Origin of the sequence: Flagellimonas flava (genome assembly GCF_900129665.1) — a bacterium.
Taxonomy (GTDB): Bacteria; Bacteroidota; Bacteroidia; order Flavobacteriales; family Flavobacteriaceae; genus Flagellimonas; species Flagellimonas flava.
This window is the reverse complement of the sequence record NZ_FQWL01000001.1, coordinates 160,881-174,739: the sequence shown is the minus strand read 5'-3', so window position 1 is coordinate 174,739 and position 13,859 is coordinate 160,881. Positions and strand designations below refer to the sequence as shown.

Annotated in this window: 16 protein-coding genes; 12 read left to right on the top strand and 4 right to left on the bottom strand. The window is 42.0% G+C overall.

Annotation, left to right across the window (positions count from 1 at the left end; genetic code table 11):
* Nucleotides 1-3 precede the first annotated feature (3 nt).
* A complete protein-coding gene (locus BUC10_RS00890; RefSeq protein ID WP_073176038.1) occupies nt 4-657 on the top strand; it encodes a hypothetical protein in 654 nt (217 codons plus the stop codon).
* Here BUC10_RS00890 and BUC10_RS00885 read toward each other — a convergent pair.
* On the bottom strand, nt 654-1,802 hold the full coding sequence (locus BUC10_RS00885) for a cysteine desulfurase family protein (protein WP_073176037.1): 1,149 nt from the start codon (nt 1,800-1,802) through the stop codon (nt 654-656). The genes BUC10_RS00890 and BUC10_RS00885 overlap by 4 nt on opposite strands.
* Nucleotides 1,803-1,913: 111 nt before the next feature.
* On the opposite strand from BUC10_RS00885, the gene BUC10_RS00880 reads away from it, so the two are divergent.
* Complete coding sequence (locus tag BUC10_RS00880) at nt 1,914-2,432, top strand: hypothetical protein (protein ID WP_073176036.1); 519 nt, start codon at nt 1,914-1,916, stop codon at nt 2,430-2,432.
* On the opposite strand, the gene BUC10_RS00875 is transcribed toward BUC10_RS00880, so the two are convergent.
* The gene (locus BUC10_RS00875; protein WP_073176035.1) at nt 2,429-2,971 is read right to left on the bottom strand and encodes a Smr/MutS family protein; all 543 of its coding nucleotides are present in this window, start codon (nt 2,969-2,971) and stop codon (nt 2,429-2,431) included. The genes BUC10_RS00880 and BUC10_RS00875 overlap by 4 nt on opposite strands.
* 81 nt (nt 2,972-3,052) lie before the next feature.
* On the opposite strand from BUC10_RS00875, the gene BUC10_RS00870 reads away from it, so the two are divergent.
* From BUC10_RS00870 to BUC10_RS00860, 3 genes are read left to right on the top strand one after another with little or no spacing between them, the layout of a single operon-like run.
* Entirely contained in the window at nt 3,053-3,370 is a 318-nt protein-coding gene (locus BUC10_RS00870; RefSeq protein WP_073176034.1) for a DUF2752 domain-containing protein, read from the top strand.
* 10 nt (nt 3,371-3,380) lie between these two features.
* A complete protein-coding gene (locus BUC10_RS00865; RefSeq protein WP_073176033.1) occupies nt 3,381-3,704 on the top strand; it encodes a CCC motif membrane protein in 324 nt (107 codons plus the stop codon).
* Between the two features lie 13 nt (nt 3,705-3,717).
* A complete protein-coding gene (locus tag BUC10_RS00860; RefSeq protein ID WP_073176032.1) occupies nt 3,718-4,026 on the top strand; it encodes a CCC motif membrane protein in 309 nt (102 codons plus the stop codon).
* Here BUC10_RS00860 and recQ read toward each other — a convergent pair.
* On the bottom strand, nt 4,023-6,224 hold the full coding sequence (gene recQ, locus BUC10_RS00855) for a DNA helicase RecQ (RefSeq protein ID WP_073176031.1): 2,202 nt from the start codon (nt 6,222-6,224) through the stop codon (nt 4,023-4,025). The two genes, BUC10_RS00860 and recQ, sit on opposite strands and share 4 nt — an antisense overlap.
* A gap of 177 nt (nt 6,225-6,401) precedes the next feature.
* On the opposite strand from recQ, the gene BUC10_RS00850 reads away from it, so the two are divergent.
* From BUC10_RS00850 to lptB, 4 genes are read left to right on the top strand one after another with little or no spacing between them, the layout of a single operon-like run.
* Nucleotides 6,402-7,367 carry a KpsF/GutQ family sugar-phosphate isomerase gene (locus BUC10_RS00850; RefSeq protein WP_073176030.1) on the top strand — a complete coding sequence of 322 codons (966 nt, stop codon included), beginning with the start codon at nt 6,402-6,404 and terminating at the stop codon, nt 7,365-7,367.
* Nucleotides 7,367-8,200 (top strand): twin-arginine translocase subunit TatC, encoded by an 834-nt coding sequence (gene tatC / locus BUC10_RS00845; protein WP_073176029.1) that lies wholly within the window; start codon nt 7,367-7,369, stop codon nt 8,198-8,200. Before BUC10_RS00850 ends, tatC begins: the two co-directional genes overlap by 1 nt.
* A complete protein-coding gene (locus BUC10_RS00840; RefSeq protein WP_073176028.1) occupies nt 8,190-8,540 on the top strand; it encodes a carboxymuconolactone decarboxylase family protein in 351 nt (116 codons plus the stop codon). Before tatC ends, BUC10_RS00840 begins: the two co-directional genes overlap by 11 nt.
* Nucleotides 8,541-8,597: 57 nt before the next feature.
* A complete protein-coding gene (gene lptB / locus BUC10_RS00835) occupies nt 8,598-9,338 on the top strand; it encodes an LPS export ABC transporter ATP-binding protein (RefSeq protein WP_073176027.1) in 741 nt (246 codons plus the stop codon).
* Between the two features lie 16 nt (nt 9,339-9,354).
* Here lptB and BUC10_RS00830 read toward each other — a convergent pair whose 3' ends face one another.
* Nucleotides 9,355-10,080: a CDP-alcohol phosphatidyltransferase family protein gene (locus tag BUC10_RS00830; protein WP_073176026.1), complete on the bottom strand. Its 726-nt coding sequence runs from the start codon at nt 10,078-10,080 to the stop codon at nt 9,355-9,357.
* A gap of 52 nt (nt 10,081-10,132) precedes the next feature.
* Between BUC10_RS00830 and BUC10_RS00825 the strand changes: the two genes are divergently transcribed.
* Genes BUC10_RS00825 through BUC10_RS00815 form a run of 3 tightly spaced genes read left to right on the top strand, consistent with a single transcriptional unit; the run spans nt 10,133 to nt 13,748 of the window.
* Nucleotides 10,133-11,353: a lipoprotein N-acyltransferase Lnb domain-containing protein gene (locus BUC10_RS00825; protein WP_084732492.1), complete on the top strand. Its 1,221-nt coding sequence runs from the start codon at nt 10,133-10,135 to the stop codon at nt 11,351-11,353.
* Nucleotides 11,354-11,373: 20 nt separating this feature from the next.
* On the top strand, nt 11,374-13,251 hold the full coding sequence (locus tag BUC10_RS00820; RefSeq protein ID WP_073176024.1) for an ABC-F family ATP-binding cassette domain-containing protein: 1,878 nt from the start codon (nt 11,374-11,376) through the stop codon (nt 13,249-13,251).
* Complete coding sequence (locus BUC10_RS00815; protein ID WP_073176023.1) at nt 13,251-13,748, top strand: hypothetical protein; 498 nt, start codon at nt 13,251-13,253, stop codon at nt 13,746-13,748. The genes BUC10_RS00820 and BUC10_RS00815 overlap by 1 nt, the downstream gene beginning before the upstream one ends.
* Nucleotides 13,749-13,859: the final 111 nt, after the last annotated feature.

The window sequence follows — 13,859 nt, the reverse complement described above, 5'->3', positions numbered from 1 at the left end:
TGAATGAAAAGAATACTACTGCTTTTTGCATTTTTGTGCACCTTCGTCGCATCTGCGCAAAAAAATATCTACGAAAATAGACGGTTTGACGAATTGAGTATGGACCATGAAGAATTGGCCATTATTCCGTTCATAGCCAATTTAGATCTCAAAAGAAGCGTAAATAGGGACGAACTTAGAGAGCTGGCCCAAAAAGAGGGTTATGCCGTTCAAAATGCATTGGAAACCTATTTTTCCAAACGAAAAAAAAGGAAAAGGTTCAATGTTGATTTTCAGAATATTGAAGACACCAATGCCATTCTTGCCCAAAATGGAATCTCCTATGATAACTTGGACATCCACACCATTAAAGAACTCTGTAAGATTCTGGAGGTGGACGGTATCATCAGCGGCAACCTAAATCTAAATATCTTATTGTCCGAAGGTGTACCCACAGATTTTAACCTCTTCGATTATTTTAGCGGTGATGCCAACTACGGAAGAATCGGTGTTAAGGTAAGCGATGGGGATTCTGGTAAACTTTTGTGGAAATACGAAAAGGCCATCACCAAAAAAACAGGTAAGAACACCACGGAACTCATCGACAAAATGATGAGGTTAGCTTCAAGGAAATTCCCTTATGACAAGGAGAAAAAACAACGAAAAAAACGGAATTAACCTGCTGCAAATTCCTTCAGCACACCAATGGTATAATCCAACTCCTCTTTAGTGTTGTATTTGGAGAACGAAAACCGGATAGACGGTTTCTCCAACTCCTCAGCAGGCAACAGCTCAGTAAGCACATGTGAGCCCATACTACTTCCTGATTGACATGCACTACCCTTGGAACAGGCTATTCCCTTCATATCCAAATGAAAAAGCAGAATAAGACCTTGTTGCTTGTCAAAAGGCAAGCGTACATTGGCCAAGGTATACGTACTTTTATCAGTATCCCCAGAGTGCCCATTAAATTCCACTGACGGAATCGCTTCCTTGATTTGTTTCAGAAAATAGCTTTTCAAGTCTTTAACGTATGCCATCTCCTCTTCCAAGAGATCATAAGATTGTACAAATGCTTCCTCCAAACCTACAATGTTATGAAAAGGCTCTGTTCCTGCTCTAAAGCCCCTTTCCTGGGAGCCCCCAAAAATCATGGGCTTCAAACCAGAGTTTTTCCGGATAAACGCAAAACCTACACCCTTTGGCCCGTGAAATTTATGCGCTGCGGCCGTAAAAAAGTCCACATGGGTTTCCTGAACATCCCAGGGGTAATGGCCCACGGACTGCACCGTATCGGAATGGAACAAGACATCGTACTCCTTACAAAGGGCACCAATGGCATCAATGTCCACAATGTTCCCAATCTCGTTGTTAACATGCATTAGGCTGACCAATTTCTTTGATCCGTCCTTCTGGAGCAACTTGGTCAAATGATCCATCTTTGGATTTCCATAGGGGTCCAAATCCACAAACCACAAGGCTATGCCATACTCCTTTTCAAGTTCTTCAGCCGTATGCAAAACCGCATGGTGCTCAATTTTGGAAGTAATAATTGTCTTTACCTCCAAATCACGGACCGCACAACGTAAAATCATATTATCCGCTTCCGTGCCTCCCGAGGTAAAAATGATTTCCGAAGGTTGCGCATTCAAGGTCTTTGCAATCGTCTTCCTGGCCTTTTCAACGGCGGTCTTTGCGGATCGCCCGTAGCTATGGGTGGAGGAAGGGTTTCCATAAAAATTGGCAAGGGCATCTTGCATTTTAACAATTACCTCATCCCTGACCTGGGTTGTGGCAGCATTATCCAAATACACTTTTTGCATGACTTAGCTATCATTTAAAACAAGGTCAAAAATAGGTGAAATAAAGTTAATTTCTTTTAAAGTCCTTACCCTGTTTTCGGTATTAAAATGGAATTGCTTTAACTTTGGCGCATGAGAAAATTTTGCTTCCCAATTCTTTTTGCCGTGCTTCTAACGGCTTGTAGCGATGGAGATTTACAGGTGGACACTATTGATTTTGATTCCACCACACTTCAATTTTGTGATGACCCGGTAGCTACATCGGCCAATATCTTATTCAAAATCAACACTACGGAGGCCCTTATTCTAGAATTACCCAGCGGGGTTTTGGATAATGGGGTGGTTGGTGAGACCATAACCACTACCAGCACGGTTCCAGGACAATCCAAATTGACCTATCGTATTTTTTCAGATGATGTTTCGTCAAACTATTTTTGCGATGACATTCCACCCATCTCTCCCAATGTGGTTCAGGAAATTGAGGCGCAAGATGGAATTGTGAGCATAGAAACCGTATCTGACGCGGACGGGACTAATTTTGTGCATACCATTCGCCTGACCGAAATCTCCTTCGTAGCTGAAAACGGGGAACGAATCACAAATCTGGCCGTTGAGGAGTTCGGAGAGGTCAATACTGTGATTTCCAATTAGGTCTCTTGAAAAATATAAACTTCCGTGGCGCCCAAACCGTACTTTTGATAGTCTGCATCGTAGAATTTAAGACGGTCGTATCGTTTGAACAAATAGTGGAGCTCTTCTTTTAGAATACCTTCTCCCACTCCATGAATAAAAACTACCTTTTGTATTCGTTTGGTCACGGCAAACTCCAATTGTCTTTTGGCAGTTTCCAATTGGATGTTGAGCATATCAAAATTACTGAGTCCTTTAGTAGATTTCACTAGCTGATGAATGTGAAGGTCTACCTCCATTTTGGGAGCGTTTCTTTCCTTGGGCTTTGGGATTGAAGTAATCTTTTTTCGCTTAATCTCTTTTTCTCTTTTTGCCAGGGTAGCTTCGTGATTGGACACTTTTATGCGATCGCCTACTTTCACCAATTGCTTGCTACTGTATCGCATTGGAAAGCCATCATCGGTCTCAAGTGTGATCTCATCGCCGGAAACCTCGATTACATGGCCAGAAATAGCCTCATCTAAAACTTCAACTTTATCACCTACACAAAGATCCGCCATGGGGAAACACACTAAAATATTTTGAAAAGTTTAACAGCAATCGCAAAAATAATAGTAATTTTCTTGGCCATAACCATTACCATGCAATCGCAACTGACCATTGTACTTCTTCACGCCAGGGACTTTATGTTGCCCTGTCTCAACAAGAAACTTACGGGTTTGGATTGTCCAGGGTGTGGCATGCAACGCTCCATACATTTGTTGGCCCAAGGTGATTTTGCCGGTGCCTTTCATATGTATCCCGCCATCTACCCCATCATGGTGCTTTTATTGTTTTTGGTTACCAATCTCTTTCTAAAGTTAAAACACGCCCATCAAATAAAATTTGTTTTGATGTTGGTTACCGCTGGTACCATCATTATCAGCTACGTACTTAAAATGAACAATCTTTTCAATTAAATATTAAATTATGGAACAACAAAAACTCCCAAATTCAACGCTGATTCTGGTTTTCGGAATCGTTTCCATTGTAACCTGTTGTTGCTATGGTATCCTAGGTCTAATTTTTGGAATCATTGCCGTGGTCATGGCTAACAAGGCCACCAAAGTTTACATGGAATCCCCAGAATCATATACAGGCTTCAGCAATGTAAAGACCGGTAGAATTCTAGCCATTATCGGTATTGTATTGAACGTTCTGTACTTGATTTACACCATTTACTTGTTCAGCACATTGGGCATGGATGGAATCCAAGAAATGCAGGAGCAAATTCTAGAACAATACGGAGGTTAACAACAAATAAATTATGAGTCAACAACCCTTACCAGGGGCCAGTACAGTGCTAACAATGGGAATTATTTCCATTGTTGGCACTATATTTTGCTGTGGTCCCTTTGGAGCAATTTTTAGCATTATCGCCTTGGTAAAAGCCAAGACCGCAAACCAACTTTATCTTCAAAATCATGAAAGTTATACCGACTACAGCAATGTAAAGACCGGAAAAATACTGGCCTATGTTGGATTGGCACTTTCCCTGGTTTACCTGATATTGGTTATCCTATACTTTGGATTCATTATCGCAATGATCGGGGCGAGCGATTATAGTGGTTACTAATTAGCGACTTCACTAATAAATTTGAGGCGGTAGAGCCGTAACTCTTCATCCTCATAATCTCCTTCAAACTCCTCAATGGCTTCAGATATGGAATCTGTTTCAGCTTCCAGAAAGTAGTCATGGATTTCCTCTTGTTGGTCTTCATCCAGGATTTCATCAATCCAATAACCAATATTAAGTTTGGTGCCACTGAAGACAATCTGTTCCATTTCCTTGATCAAATTGGGAAGCTCCAGTCCCTTCGCCGATGCAATGTCATCCAAGGGCAATTTGCGATCCACATTTTGGATGATGTAGAGCTTTAAACCAGAATTGGCCCCGGTGCTCTTCACTACCAAATCATCTGGGCGAATGACATCGTGTTCATCCACATATTTTGAAATGAGTTCTACAAAAGGTTTCCCGTACTTTTTGGCCTTCCCTTCGCCAACACCGTGAATATTCAATAGCTCTGGCATACTAATGGGATATTTCAGGGCCATATCGTCCAATGAAGGGTCTTGAAAGACAACAAAGGGCGGGACTTCCATTTTTGCCGCTTCCCTTTTCCGCAGATCGCGAAGCAGTTTCAACAAGTTTTCATCCGCGGCCCCTCCAGAAGATTTGGCGGCAGTAATGATAGCATCGTTTTTAGCTTCGCTATACTCATGGTCTTTGGTCATTAAAAAAGAGCATGGTTTTTTTAGAAACTCCTCTCCTTTTGGAGTCACGTGCAAAATCCCGTATTGCTCAATTTCCTTTTTTAGCAAACCAGCCACCAACACTTGTCTGGTCAATGCCATCCAGTAGGGTTCATCCTTCTCCTTTCCAATACCGAAGAATTCCTTTTCATCGGTTTTATGCGATGAAATCATTGCATTGACCTTCCCCACCAACACCTTTACAATTTCCTTGGTCTTAAACTTTTCCTTTGTTCCTTGGACCACACTCAACAGTTTCACTACCTCATCCCCTGCTTCCTCTTTTGGCTTTGGGTTACGGGTATTATCGTCCATGTCGGCTCCATCTCCATTGACTTCGTCAAATGCTTCTCCAAAATAATGGAGTATGAATTTTCTGCGCGACATAGAAGTTTCGGCATAGGCGACAATTTCTTGTAAGAGGGCATTTCCTATCTCCTGTTCCGCAACGGGTTTTCCAGACATGAATTTCTCAAGTTTTTCAACATCCTTATAGGCATAGAAGGCCAAACAATGGCCCTCACCCCCATCCCGTCCGGCTCGTCCGGTTTCCTGATAATAGCTCTCTATACTTTTGGGTATATCATGATGGATTACAAAACGAACATCGGGCTTATCAATTCCCATTCCGAATGCAATGGTAGCCACTACCACGTCCACTTCCTCCATCAAGAACATATCCTGGTATTTGGAACGTGTCTTGGCATCGAAGCCTGCATGATAGGGCACCGCACTAACCCCATTCACCTGAAGAACCTGTGCAAGTTCCTCCACCCGCTTTCTGCTGAGACAGTATACAATCCCTGATTTCCCCTGATTCTGTTTTATAAATCTTATAATATCGGCGTCAACGTTCTGAGTCTTCGGTCGCACCTCATAGAAAAGGTTGGGACGGTTGAACGAAGCCTTAAAAACTTTGGCATCCGTCATGCCTAAATTTTTGATAATATCCTCCTGCACTTTGGGCGTGGCGGTTGCCGTAAGCCCTATTATGGGAATATCATCCCCCAGTCGGTTAATGATGTTTTTAAGATTGCGGTATTCCGGTCTGAAGTCATGCCCCCACTCGGAGATACAGTGTGCTTCATCCACTGCCACGAAGGAGAGCGGCACACCTCTTAAAAACTCAATATTTTCTTCTTTGGTAAGCGATTCAGGAGCCACATACAACAATTTAGTGACGCCGTTGGAAATGTCTTCTTTCACCTGTTTTACCTCCGTTTTGGTCAATGAGGAGTTTAGAACATGGGCAATACCATGGTTTTCCGAAACCCCTCGGATGGCATCCACCTGGTTCTTCATCAACGCAATCAATGGGGACACCACTATGGACGTACCCTCCTGCATAATAGCCGGAAGTTGATAGCACAACGACTTTCCACCTCCAGTGGGCATTATTACAAACGTGTCATTCCCATCAAGTATATTCTGAATTACTTTCTCCTGAAGTCCTTTAAACTGTGAAAAACCAAAATACTTTTTTAGCGAGGAGTACAAATCGGTATTAGTGGAACCCATTTCCGTGTGTTCTATTTTAATCAAGCAACCTAATTTTGAGGCCGAAACATTCTAATTTTGGGAAGAAGAAGTAATCTGTCTTCCGTAAATGGTCAGTAAGAGATAGTTTGTTTAGTTTTGTAATCTTAAATATAAGACATTCTTTTAGGAATACAATTAGATAATCTGTTTATTACCTTGAGCGATACCCAGTCTATTTTATCCATTGCAAAAAGAACCCTGGAAACGGAAAGCAAGGCCATTCTCAACTTGGTCGATTTTCTAGATGATCACTTTGCCGAAGCAGTTCAGTTCATCCTTCAATCCCAGGGAAGGGTTGTAGTTTCCGGAGTTGGAAAAAGTGCCATTATTGCCTCCAAGATTGTGGCCACCCTCAATTCAACGGGAACTCCTGCAATTTTTATGCACGCCGCAGATGCTATTCACGGCGATTTGGGCACCATTCAAAAAAATGATGTGGTAGTCTGTATCTCAAAAAGTGGAAATACCCCAGAAATAAAGGCTTTGTTGCCCTTGATTAAAATTGGCAAGAACAAACTCATAGGCATTACTGGGAATATGGATTCCGTTCTGGCCAAACAGGCCGACTTTGTTCTGAGCACCTACGTGGAAAAAGAGGCCTGCCCCAATAATTTGGCTCCCACAACAAGTACTTCGGCCCAACTAGCCATGGGAGATGCCCTCGCGATCTGCCTGCTTGAACTTCGTGGGTTTAGCAGTGCCGATTTCGCCAAATACCATCCCGGAGGTGCGCTAGGGAAAAAATTATACCTAAGGGTCGCCGATATTGTGGTAAACAATCAGGTTCCGAAAGTAGACATACATTCAAGTGTGAAGGAGGTCATTGTAGAAATCTCAGAAAAAATGTTAGGGGTAACAGCCGTACTTGAAAACGGTAAGGTTGTTGGCGTGGTCACGGATGGGGATATTAGAAGAATGCTTCGCAAACACGACAATATTGGAGAATTGACCGCCGGGGATATCATGACCAAGGACCCGAAGTCCGTGGATACCGATACCTTGGCCGTAAAAGCCTTAAAAACCCTTCAGGACAATGGTATTTCGCAGCTACTTGCCTTTGAAAATGGAACCTATGCTGGAGTGGTACATATCCATAACCTCATAAATGAAGGTATTCTGTAATGACGAAAAAGATTGAACACCCCAACGAGATGTCCTTTTTGGACCATTTGGAGGAACTGCGCTGGCATTTGATCAGATCTACCGTAGCCATTGTCATTGTGGGATGCGGAGCCTTTATCATGAAGGATTTCATTTTTGATACTATCATTTTCGGTCCTAAAAAAATGGACTTTCCTACTTACCAATTTTTCTGTAGAATTGCCAACTTCTTTGGAGTCGACTCAGAATTTTGTGGGGAATCGTTGCCATTTACCATCCAGAACCGAACGATGGCCGGGCAGTTTTCCGCGCATATCTGGACTTCTATCTGGGCGGGAGTCATTATTGCCTTTCCCTATGTACTTTGGGAGGTCTGGCGCTTTATAAGCCCTGGCCTGCATGAAAACGAAAGAAAGTATTCCAGAGGGTTTATTTTAGTCGCATCATCATTGTTTTTTCTTGGGGTTTTGTTTGGTTATTATGTAGTGGCCCCCTTGTCCATCAACTTTTTGGGGACCTACCAGGTCAGCCAGGAAGTATCCAATGAAATTGATATCAGTTCCTTCATCGCTACGGTACGTTCATCCGTAATTGCCTGTGGTATTATGTTTGAACTTCCCATCATCATCTTCTTTCTGACCAAAGTAGGGTTGGTTACCCCCGAAATTTTGAAAAAATATCGAAAAATAGCGCTTGTCGTTGTCCTCATATTGTGTGCAGTAATAACCCCTCCTGATGTCACCAGCCAAATCATTGTGGCTATACCGGTATTGTTGTTATACCAAGCGAGCATTTATATTTCAAAGGTTGTGGTCAAACAAGAAGCTAAAAAAGCTAAGAAAAATGCCAAATAAAGTAGAAGAATTCAATGCCTATCGTGCCAGAATGAACGAAAAGTTGTTGGCAGAAAACAACAAGCTCATCAAACGTATCTTCAACTTGGACACCAATGCCTATATGGCCGGAGCCTTGGATGTAAAAACCAAGGAATTGCTTGGCCTGGTCGCATCAGCCGTGCTTCGGTGTGATGATTGCGTAAAGTATCATTTGGAAAGCTCCAAAAAAGAAGGAGCCACCAAGGAAGAAGTCATGGAAACGTTGGGAATTGCCACCTTGGTTGGCGGTACCATTGTTGTCCCTCACTTGAGAAGGGCTTATGAGTTTTGGGAGGCGTTGGAAGAAAGCGAAACCTAAAAAAATCCCAAAGAAGACCAGCTAAAAACAGAATATGTTTAGTTTTGGCGCATTCATATGAAGTTAAGAGCCGATAATATTATGAAGGCCTATCGGGGCCGAAAAGTTGTAAAGGGTATTTCCTTGGAAGTCAATCAAGGGGAGATTGTTGGACTTTTAGGTCCAAATGGCGCTGGAAAAACCACTTCTTTTTACATGATCGTGGGACTGATCAAACCCAATGGGGGAAAGATCTTTCTAGATGATATGGAAATCACAACATTCCCCATGTATAAAAGGGCCCAAAATGGGATTGGTTACTTGGCTCAGGAAGCTTCTGTATTTCGGAAACTGAGCATCGAAAAAAATATTTTAAGCGTGCTTCAGCTCACCAATTTGAGTAAAAAGGAGCAACACATGAAAATGGAATCGCTTATTGACGAATTTGGTCTTGGACACATTCGGAAAAACCGGGGTGACCTTCTTTCTGGAGGAGAACGCCGTAGGACCGAAATAGCTCGCGCATTGGCCACAGACCCCAAATTTATCCTTTTGGACGAGCCTTTTGCCGGAGTGGACCCCGTTGCAGTGGAGGACATTCAACGTATTGTGGCCCAGTTGAAAAACAAGAACATTGGCATTCTGATTACCGATCACAATGTGCAAGAGACCTTGGCCATTACGGAACGTTCTTATCTTATGTTTGAGGGTGGTATTCTCAAGGCCGGGGTACCAGAGGAACTGGCCGTTGATGAAATGGTAAGGAAAGTATACTTAGGTCAAAACTTTGAGCTCCGAAAAAAGAAACTGGACTTTTAGCAAACAGCTCCCAATTCTATTCCTTTTTGTTCTGAAAAAAGGATGCAGCAATATAAAAAAACACGATTATCGGGATGGCCAGAAACTGTAGGGTGATTAACAGCACCAAGCTCCCTATCAGAAAAAGATAACGGACCGAATTGTCCCTGAAGCTCCAGTTAGTAAATTTTAAGGCAAACAGCTCCATTTTGGAATTTAGCAGGTAGGCACTTACAAAAGTCAATCCAATCAAAAACCATTGATTTAGAATGATACCGTTAAGCGTGTCGTTGTTGTGAAACAATAATATCAATGGTAGGGACAAAATCAAAAGTGTATTTGCCGGGGTGGGAAGTCCCACAAAAGAAGATACCTGATTTTCATCGATGTTAAATCGGGCCAAACGATACGCAGAGGCCATTGTAATAACAAATCCCAAGAAAGCTATTGGGGATGCATCAAGTCCTATAAAATTGGCTCCCGAACCCCATCCTGAAGTTTGCGACATTTCCAATAATTGAAACATAACAATCCCAGGCACCACCCCACTGGTCACCATATCCGCCAAGGAATCCAATTGTACCCCAACCTCGCTCTGAACATTCAGGGCACGGGCAGCTAGCCCATCAAAAAAATCAAAAAAAATACCGATAAAAACGAAAAGAGCGGCCATATCCAGTTGGTTCATTACGGCAAACATGGCAGCCACACAACCACTAAATAGGTTCAGCAAGGTTAAAAAATTGGGGATATAAGACCTCATAAGGTTTAGGATTTTGGTAAAAATAAGCTAAAAAAGAAACTGTTGGATTTTCATGGCACTACCTGTCCGATTTATTCTGATATTTGCGCTCATGAAGTCACAAATGAAACTACGGGTTTTCTTTTTGGCACTCACACTTCTGTTTGCGGAACGAATGTTTTCGCAAATTCCCTCACTCACTGAAAAATCCCAAATAAGCTTATTGACCTGTGCAGCGGGAGATGATTTAATCTCCGCATTCGGGCATACCGCATTTCGTGTTCAAGATTCTGTCCTGGGTATTGATGTGGTCTATAACTATGGTACTTTTGACTTTAATCGACCGAACTTCTATCTCAACTTTGTCAAGGGCAGATTGATTTTTTCATTGTCAAGAAGAAGGTTCGATAGATTTCTATTTCAATATGAAATGGAGAGAAGATGGATAAGGGAACAAATACTTAACCTAAGCTTAGATGAAAAAAATGCATTTTTCACTTATTTAGAAAACAACTATCTACCCGAAAACAGAGATTATCTTTATGATCCATTGCTAAATAATTGCTCAAGTGTTGCAGGTGATATTCTTAAAGAACTTTATGGGGATAACATCGTTTTTGAAGGTTCCCATTTGGAAAAACAATATACGTTCAGGCAATTGGTACGGCAAAACCTGAAGTTAAACTCATGGTCCTCCTTTGGTATTGACGTGGCCTTCGGCTCGGTGGTGGATAGGACGGCTACCGTGCAGGAGCATATGTTTTTGCCTTACTATGCCATGGAACAAATTAGGAACACCAGAAAAGATGGCAAACCGCTACTAGAAAGGGAACGGACTGTCCTAGATTATACAGAGATAGAGCAAAAGAACTTCTTCCCCTTGTCTCCATTGTTTTGGTTTGGCCTCCTGTTTTTGTTTACGCTTGCAGTCACTTATCTGGATCATAAGCACGGCACAAGAAGTAGATGGCTCGATTTTTCGCTTTTTACCTTAACCGGACTAATCGGAACTTTCCTAGTATTGCTCTGGGTAGCTACAGATCATACCTCAACACCCAGAAATTTCAACATTCTTTGGGCCTTCCCCTTGAATCTGTTCGTTTCCTATGTTTTTGTTTTTAAACAGCAACTTCCCAGTTGGTTTTTGAAATATTTATGGACCGCGCTTGGACTTTTGGCTTTGCTGCTGATAGTATGGTTGGCGAACGTCCAAATTTTTTCCCCAGTGTTGATTCCCTTACTTTTGACCCTTGCCGTGCGGTACGTTTATCTTTTGAAGTTTGTCCAAAAGTAGTATCCTCAAAATTTAACTGAATGAATCTTCTCACCGTTGAGAACATATCAAAATCTTATGGCGAATTGGTCTTGTTTTCCAATCTTTCTTTTGGAATCAATAAAGATCAAAAAATAGCCTTGATCGCCAAAAATGGTAGTGGGAAAACCTCCATACTCAATATTATATCAGGAAAAGATCGTTCCGAAACCGGTCAGGTGGTCTCTAGAAAAGGAATTAAAATTTCGTTTTTGGAACAGGAGCCCTATCTGAATCCAAATTTGACCATTGAAGAGACTATTCTAAGCACCGAAAATGAAACCTTATCGGTAATTGCGACTTACGAAAAAGCAGTTCTAGATCCAGAAAATACCGAAGCTTACCAAAAGGCATTTGAAGCCATGGAGAGACTTAATGCCTGGGATTTTGAAACCCAGTACAAGCAGATTCTTTTTAAGCTTCATTTAAATCAATTAGATCAAAAGGTGAGTGAGCTCTCGGGTGGACAAAAAAAGCGGTTGGCTTTGGCCAACGCCTTATTAAACAAGCCGGAACTACTGATTTTGGACGAACCGACCAACCACTTGGACCTTGAAATGATCGAATGGTTGGAAGCCTATTTCAGTAAGGAAAACATAACGCTGTTCATGGTGACCCATGATCGTTATTTTTTGGAAAGGGTCTGTAATGAGATCATTGAACTGGACAATAACCAACTGTATAGCTATAAGGGCAACTATTCCTACTATCTGCGGGAAAAAGAGGCAAGAGCCGAGCGCGAGGCCGTGGAGCAGCACAAGACCAAACTATTGTTCAAAAAAGAGCTCGACTGGATGCGTAGACAACCCAAGGCACGCACCACAAAATCCAAATCCCGCATAGATGACTTCATGCAGATCAAGAAAAAAGCGCATCAAAGAAGACAGGAGCATCAGGTGCAATTGGAGTTGAACATGGAACGTTTGGGCAGTAAAATCCTAGAATTGCACAACGTTTCCAAAACCTATGGCGAAAAAACCATTCTGGACAAACTGGATTACAGTTTCACCAAGGGAGAACGTGTTGGGATCATTGGTCAAAACGGTACCGGTAAGTCCACCTTTTTGAATATTATTACTCAAAAAGAACTTCCGGACGGGGGCAAGGTCGTTGTTGGTGACACTATAAAATTTGGCTATTACACCCAAAAAGGCATCTCCATAAAAGAAGGACAGAAGGTTATTGATGTTATACGGGAATTCGGGGATTACATCCCCTTGAAAAAAGGAAAACAAATCTCAGCCCAGCAATTGCTGGAACGCTTCCTATTTGATCGCAAAAAACAGTACGATTTTGTGGAAAAACTAAGCGGAGGAGAACGCAAACGCCTGTATTTGTGTACCGTACTTATCCAGAATCCCAATTTTTTGATTTTGGATGAACCCACTAATGACCTGGACATTGTGACGCTCAATGTGCTGGAGAGTTTTCTGCTGGATTTCCCTGGGTGTCTCGTAGTAGTTTCGCACGATCGTTACTTTATGGATAAGATCGTGGACCATTTGTTCGTATTCAAAGGAAGTGGGTCCATCGATGACTTTCCCGGCAACTATTCCGATTACCGTGCCTACGAAACCAGCAAAACGACCGCAGAACGGGAAGCCAAAAACAGTGAAGGAGAAAAAACGGTTAAGACCTCTTGGAAAGAAAAGGATTCAACCAGAAAATTATCCTATCTGGAGCAAAAGGAACACAAGCAATTGGAAAAGGAAATCCAGAAGTTGGAAAAACAAAAGGAGGTATTGCAGAACAAATTTGTTGATCCTGATTTGGATGGAGATACCATTGCCCAATTGTCCATTGAACTTAAGGAACTATCCGATTCGATAGAAACCAAAACCGAGCGATGGTTTGAACTTTCGGCAATTTTGGAAGGGTGATGGACAAAATTTTATCCTATATCGGTTTTCTTCGAAAATCCACCAATGAGCACGGGGTGCATTCCCCGTTTGTCTTTAAGTACGTTACCCAGTGTTTAAATGTTAGAAAACGATGGCACCATGATAAATCCATCAATGTCCTACTAAAAACGATTTCGTACTTCCAAAGCCAAAGTATTGCCGTTTTGGATGATATTGAAGCCGCTAAAGTAGTGATGGACACCTTCCCCCAACTACAACTCAACCCAAATTTGTTCGACCTGGTTTATACAAAAGACCTCGATGTGTTTCAATTCGAGCAGCTACTTTCCAAAGGAAAAGTTCATAACGATAGTGTTATTTTGGTTGATGGTATTTATCAAACGCCTGCACAAAAAAGGCGATGGAACCAACTCATACAACTGTCCGATATTACGGTAAGTATTGATATGTACAACTTGGGAGCTCTTTGTATAAGAAAGGAACAAGAAAAGGAACATTTCACCATCCGGATTTAAAAAACTAATTTTAAGTATGGAAACTGCGACAACAGATTACACCATTTGGTATGCGCTAGGGATTTTGGGGTTGATTTATCTCGTTGTGCTATTTAGAAACAAAAGGGGCAC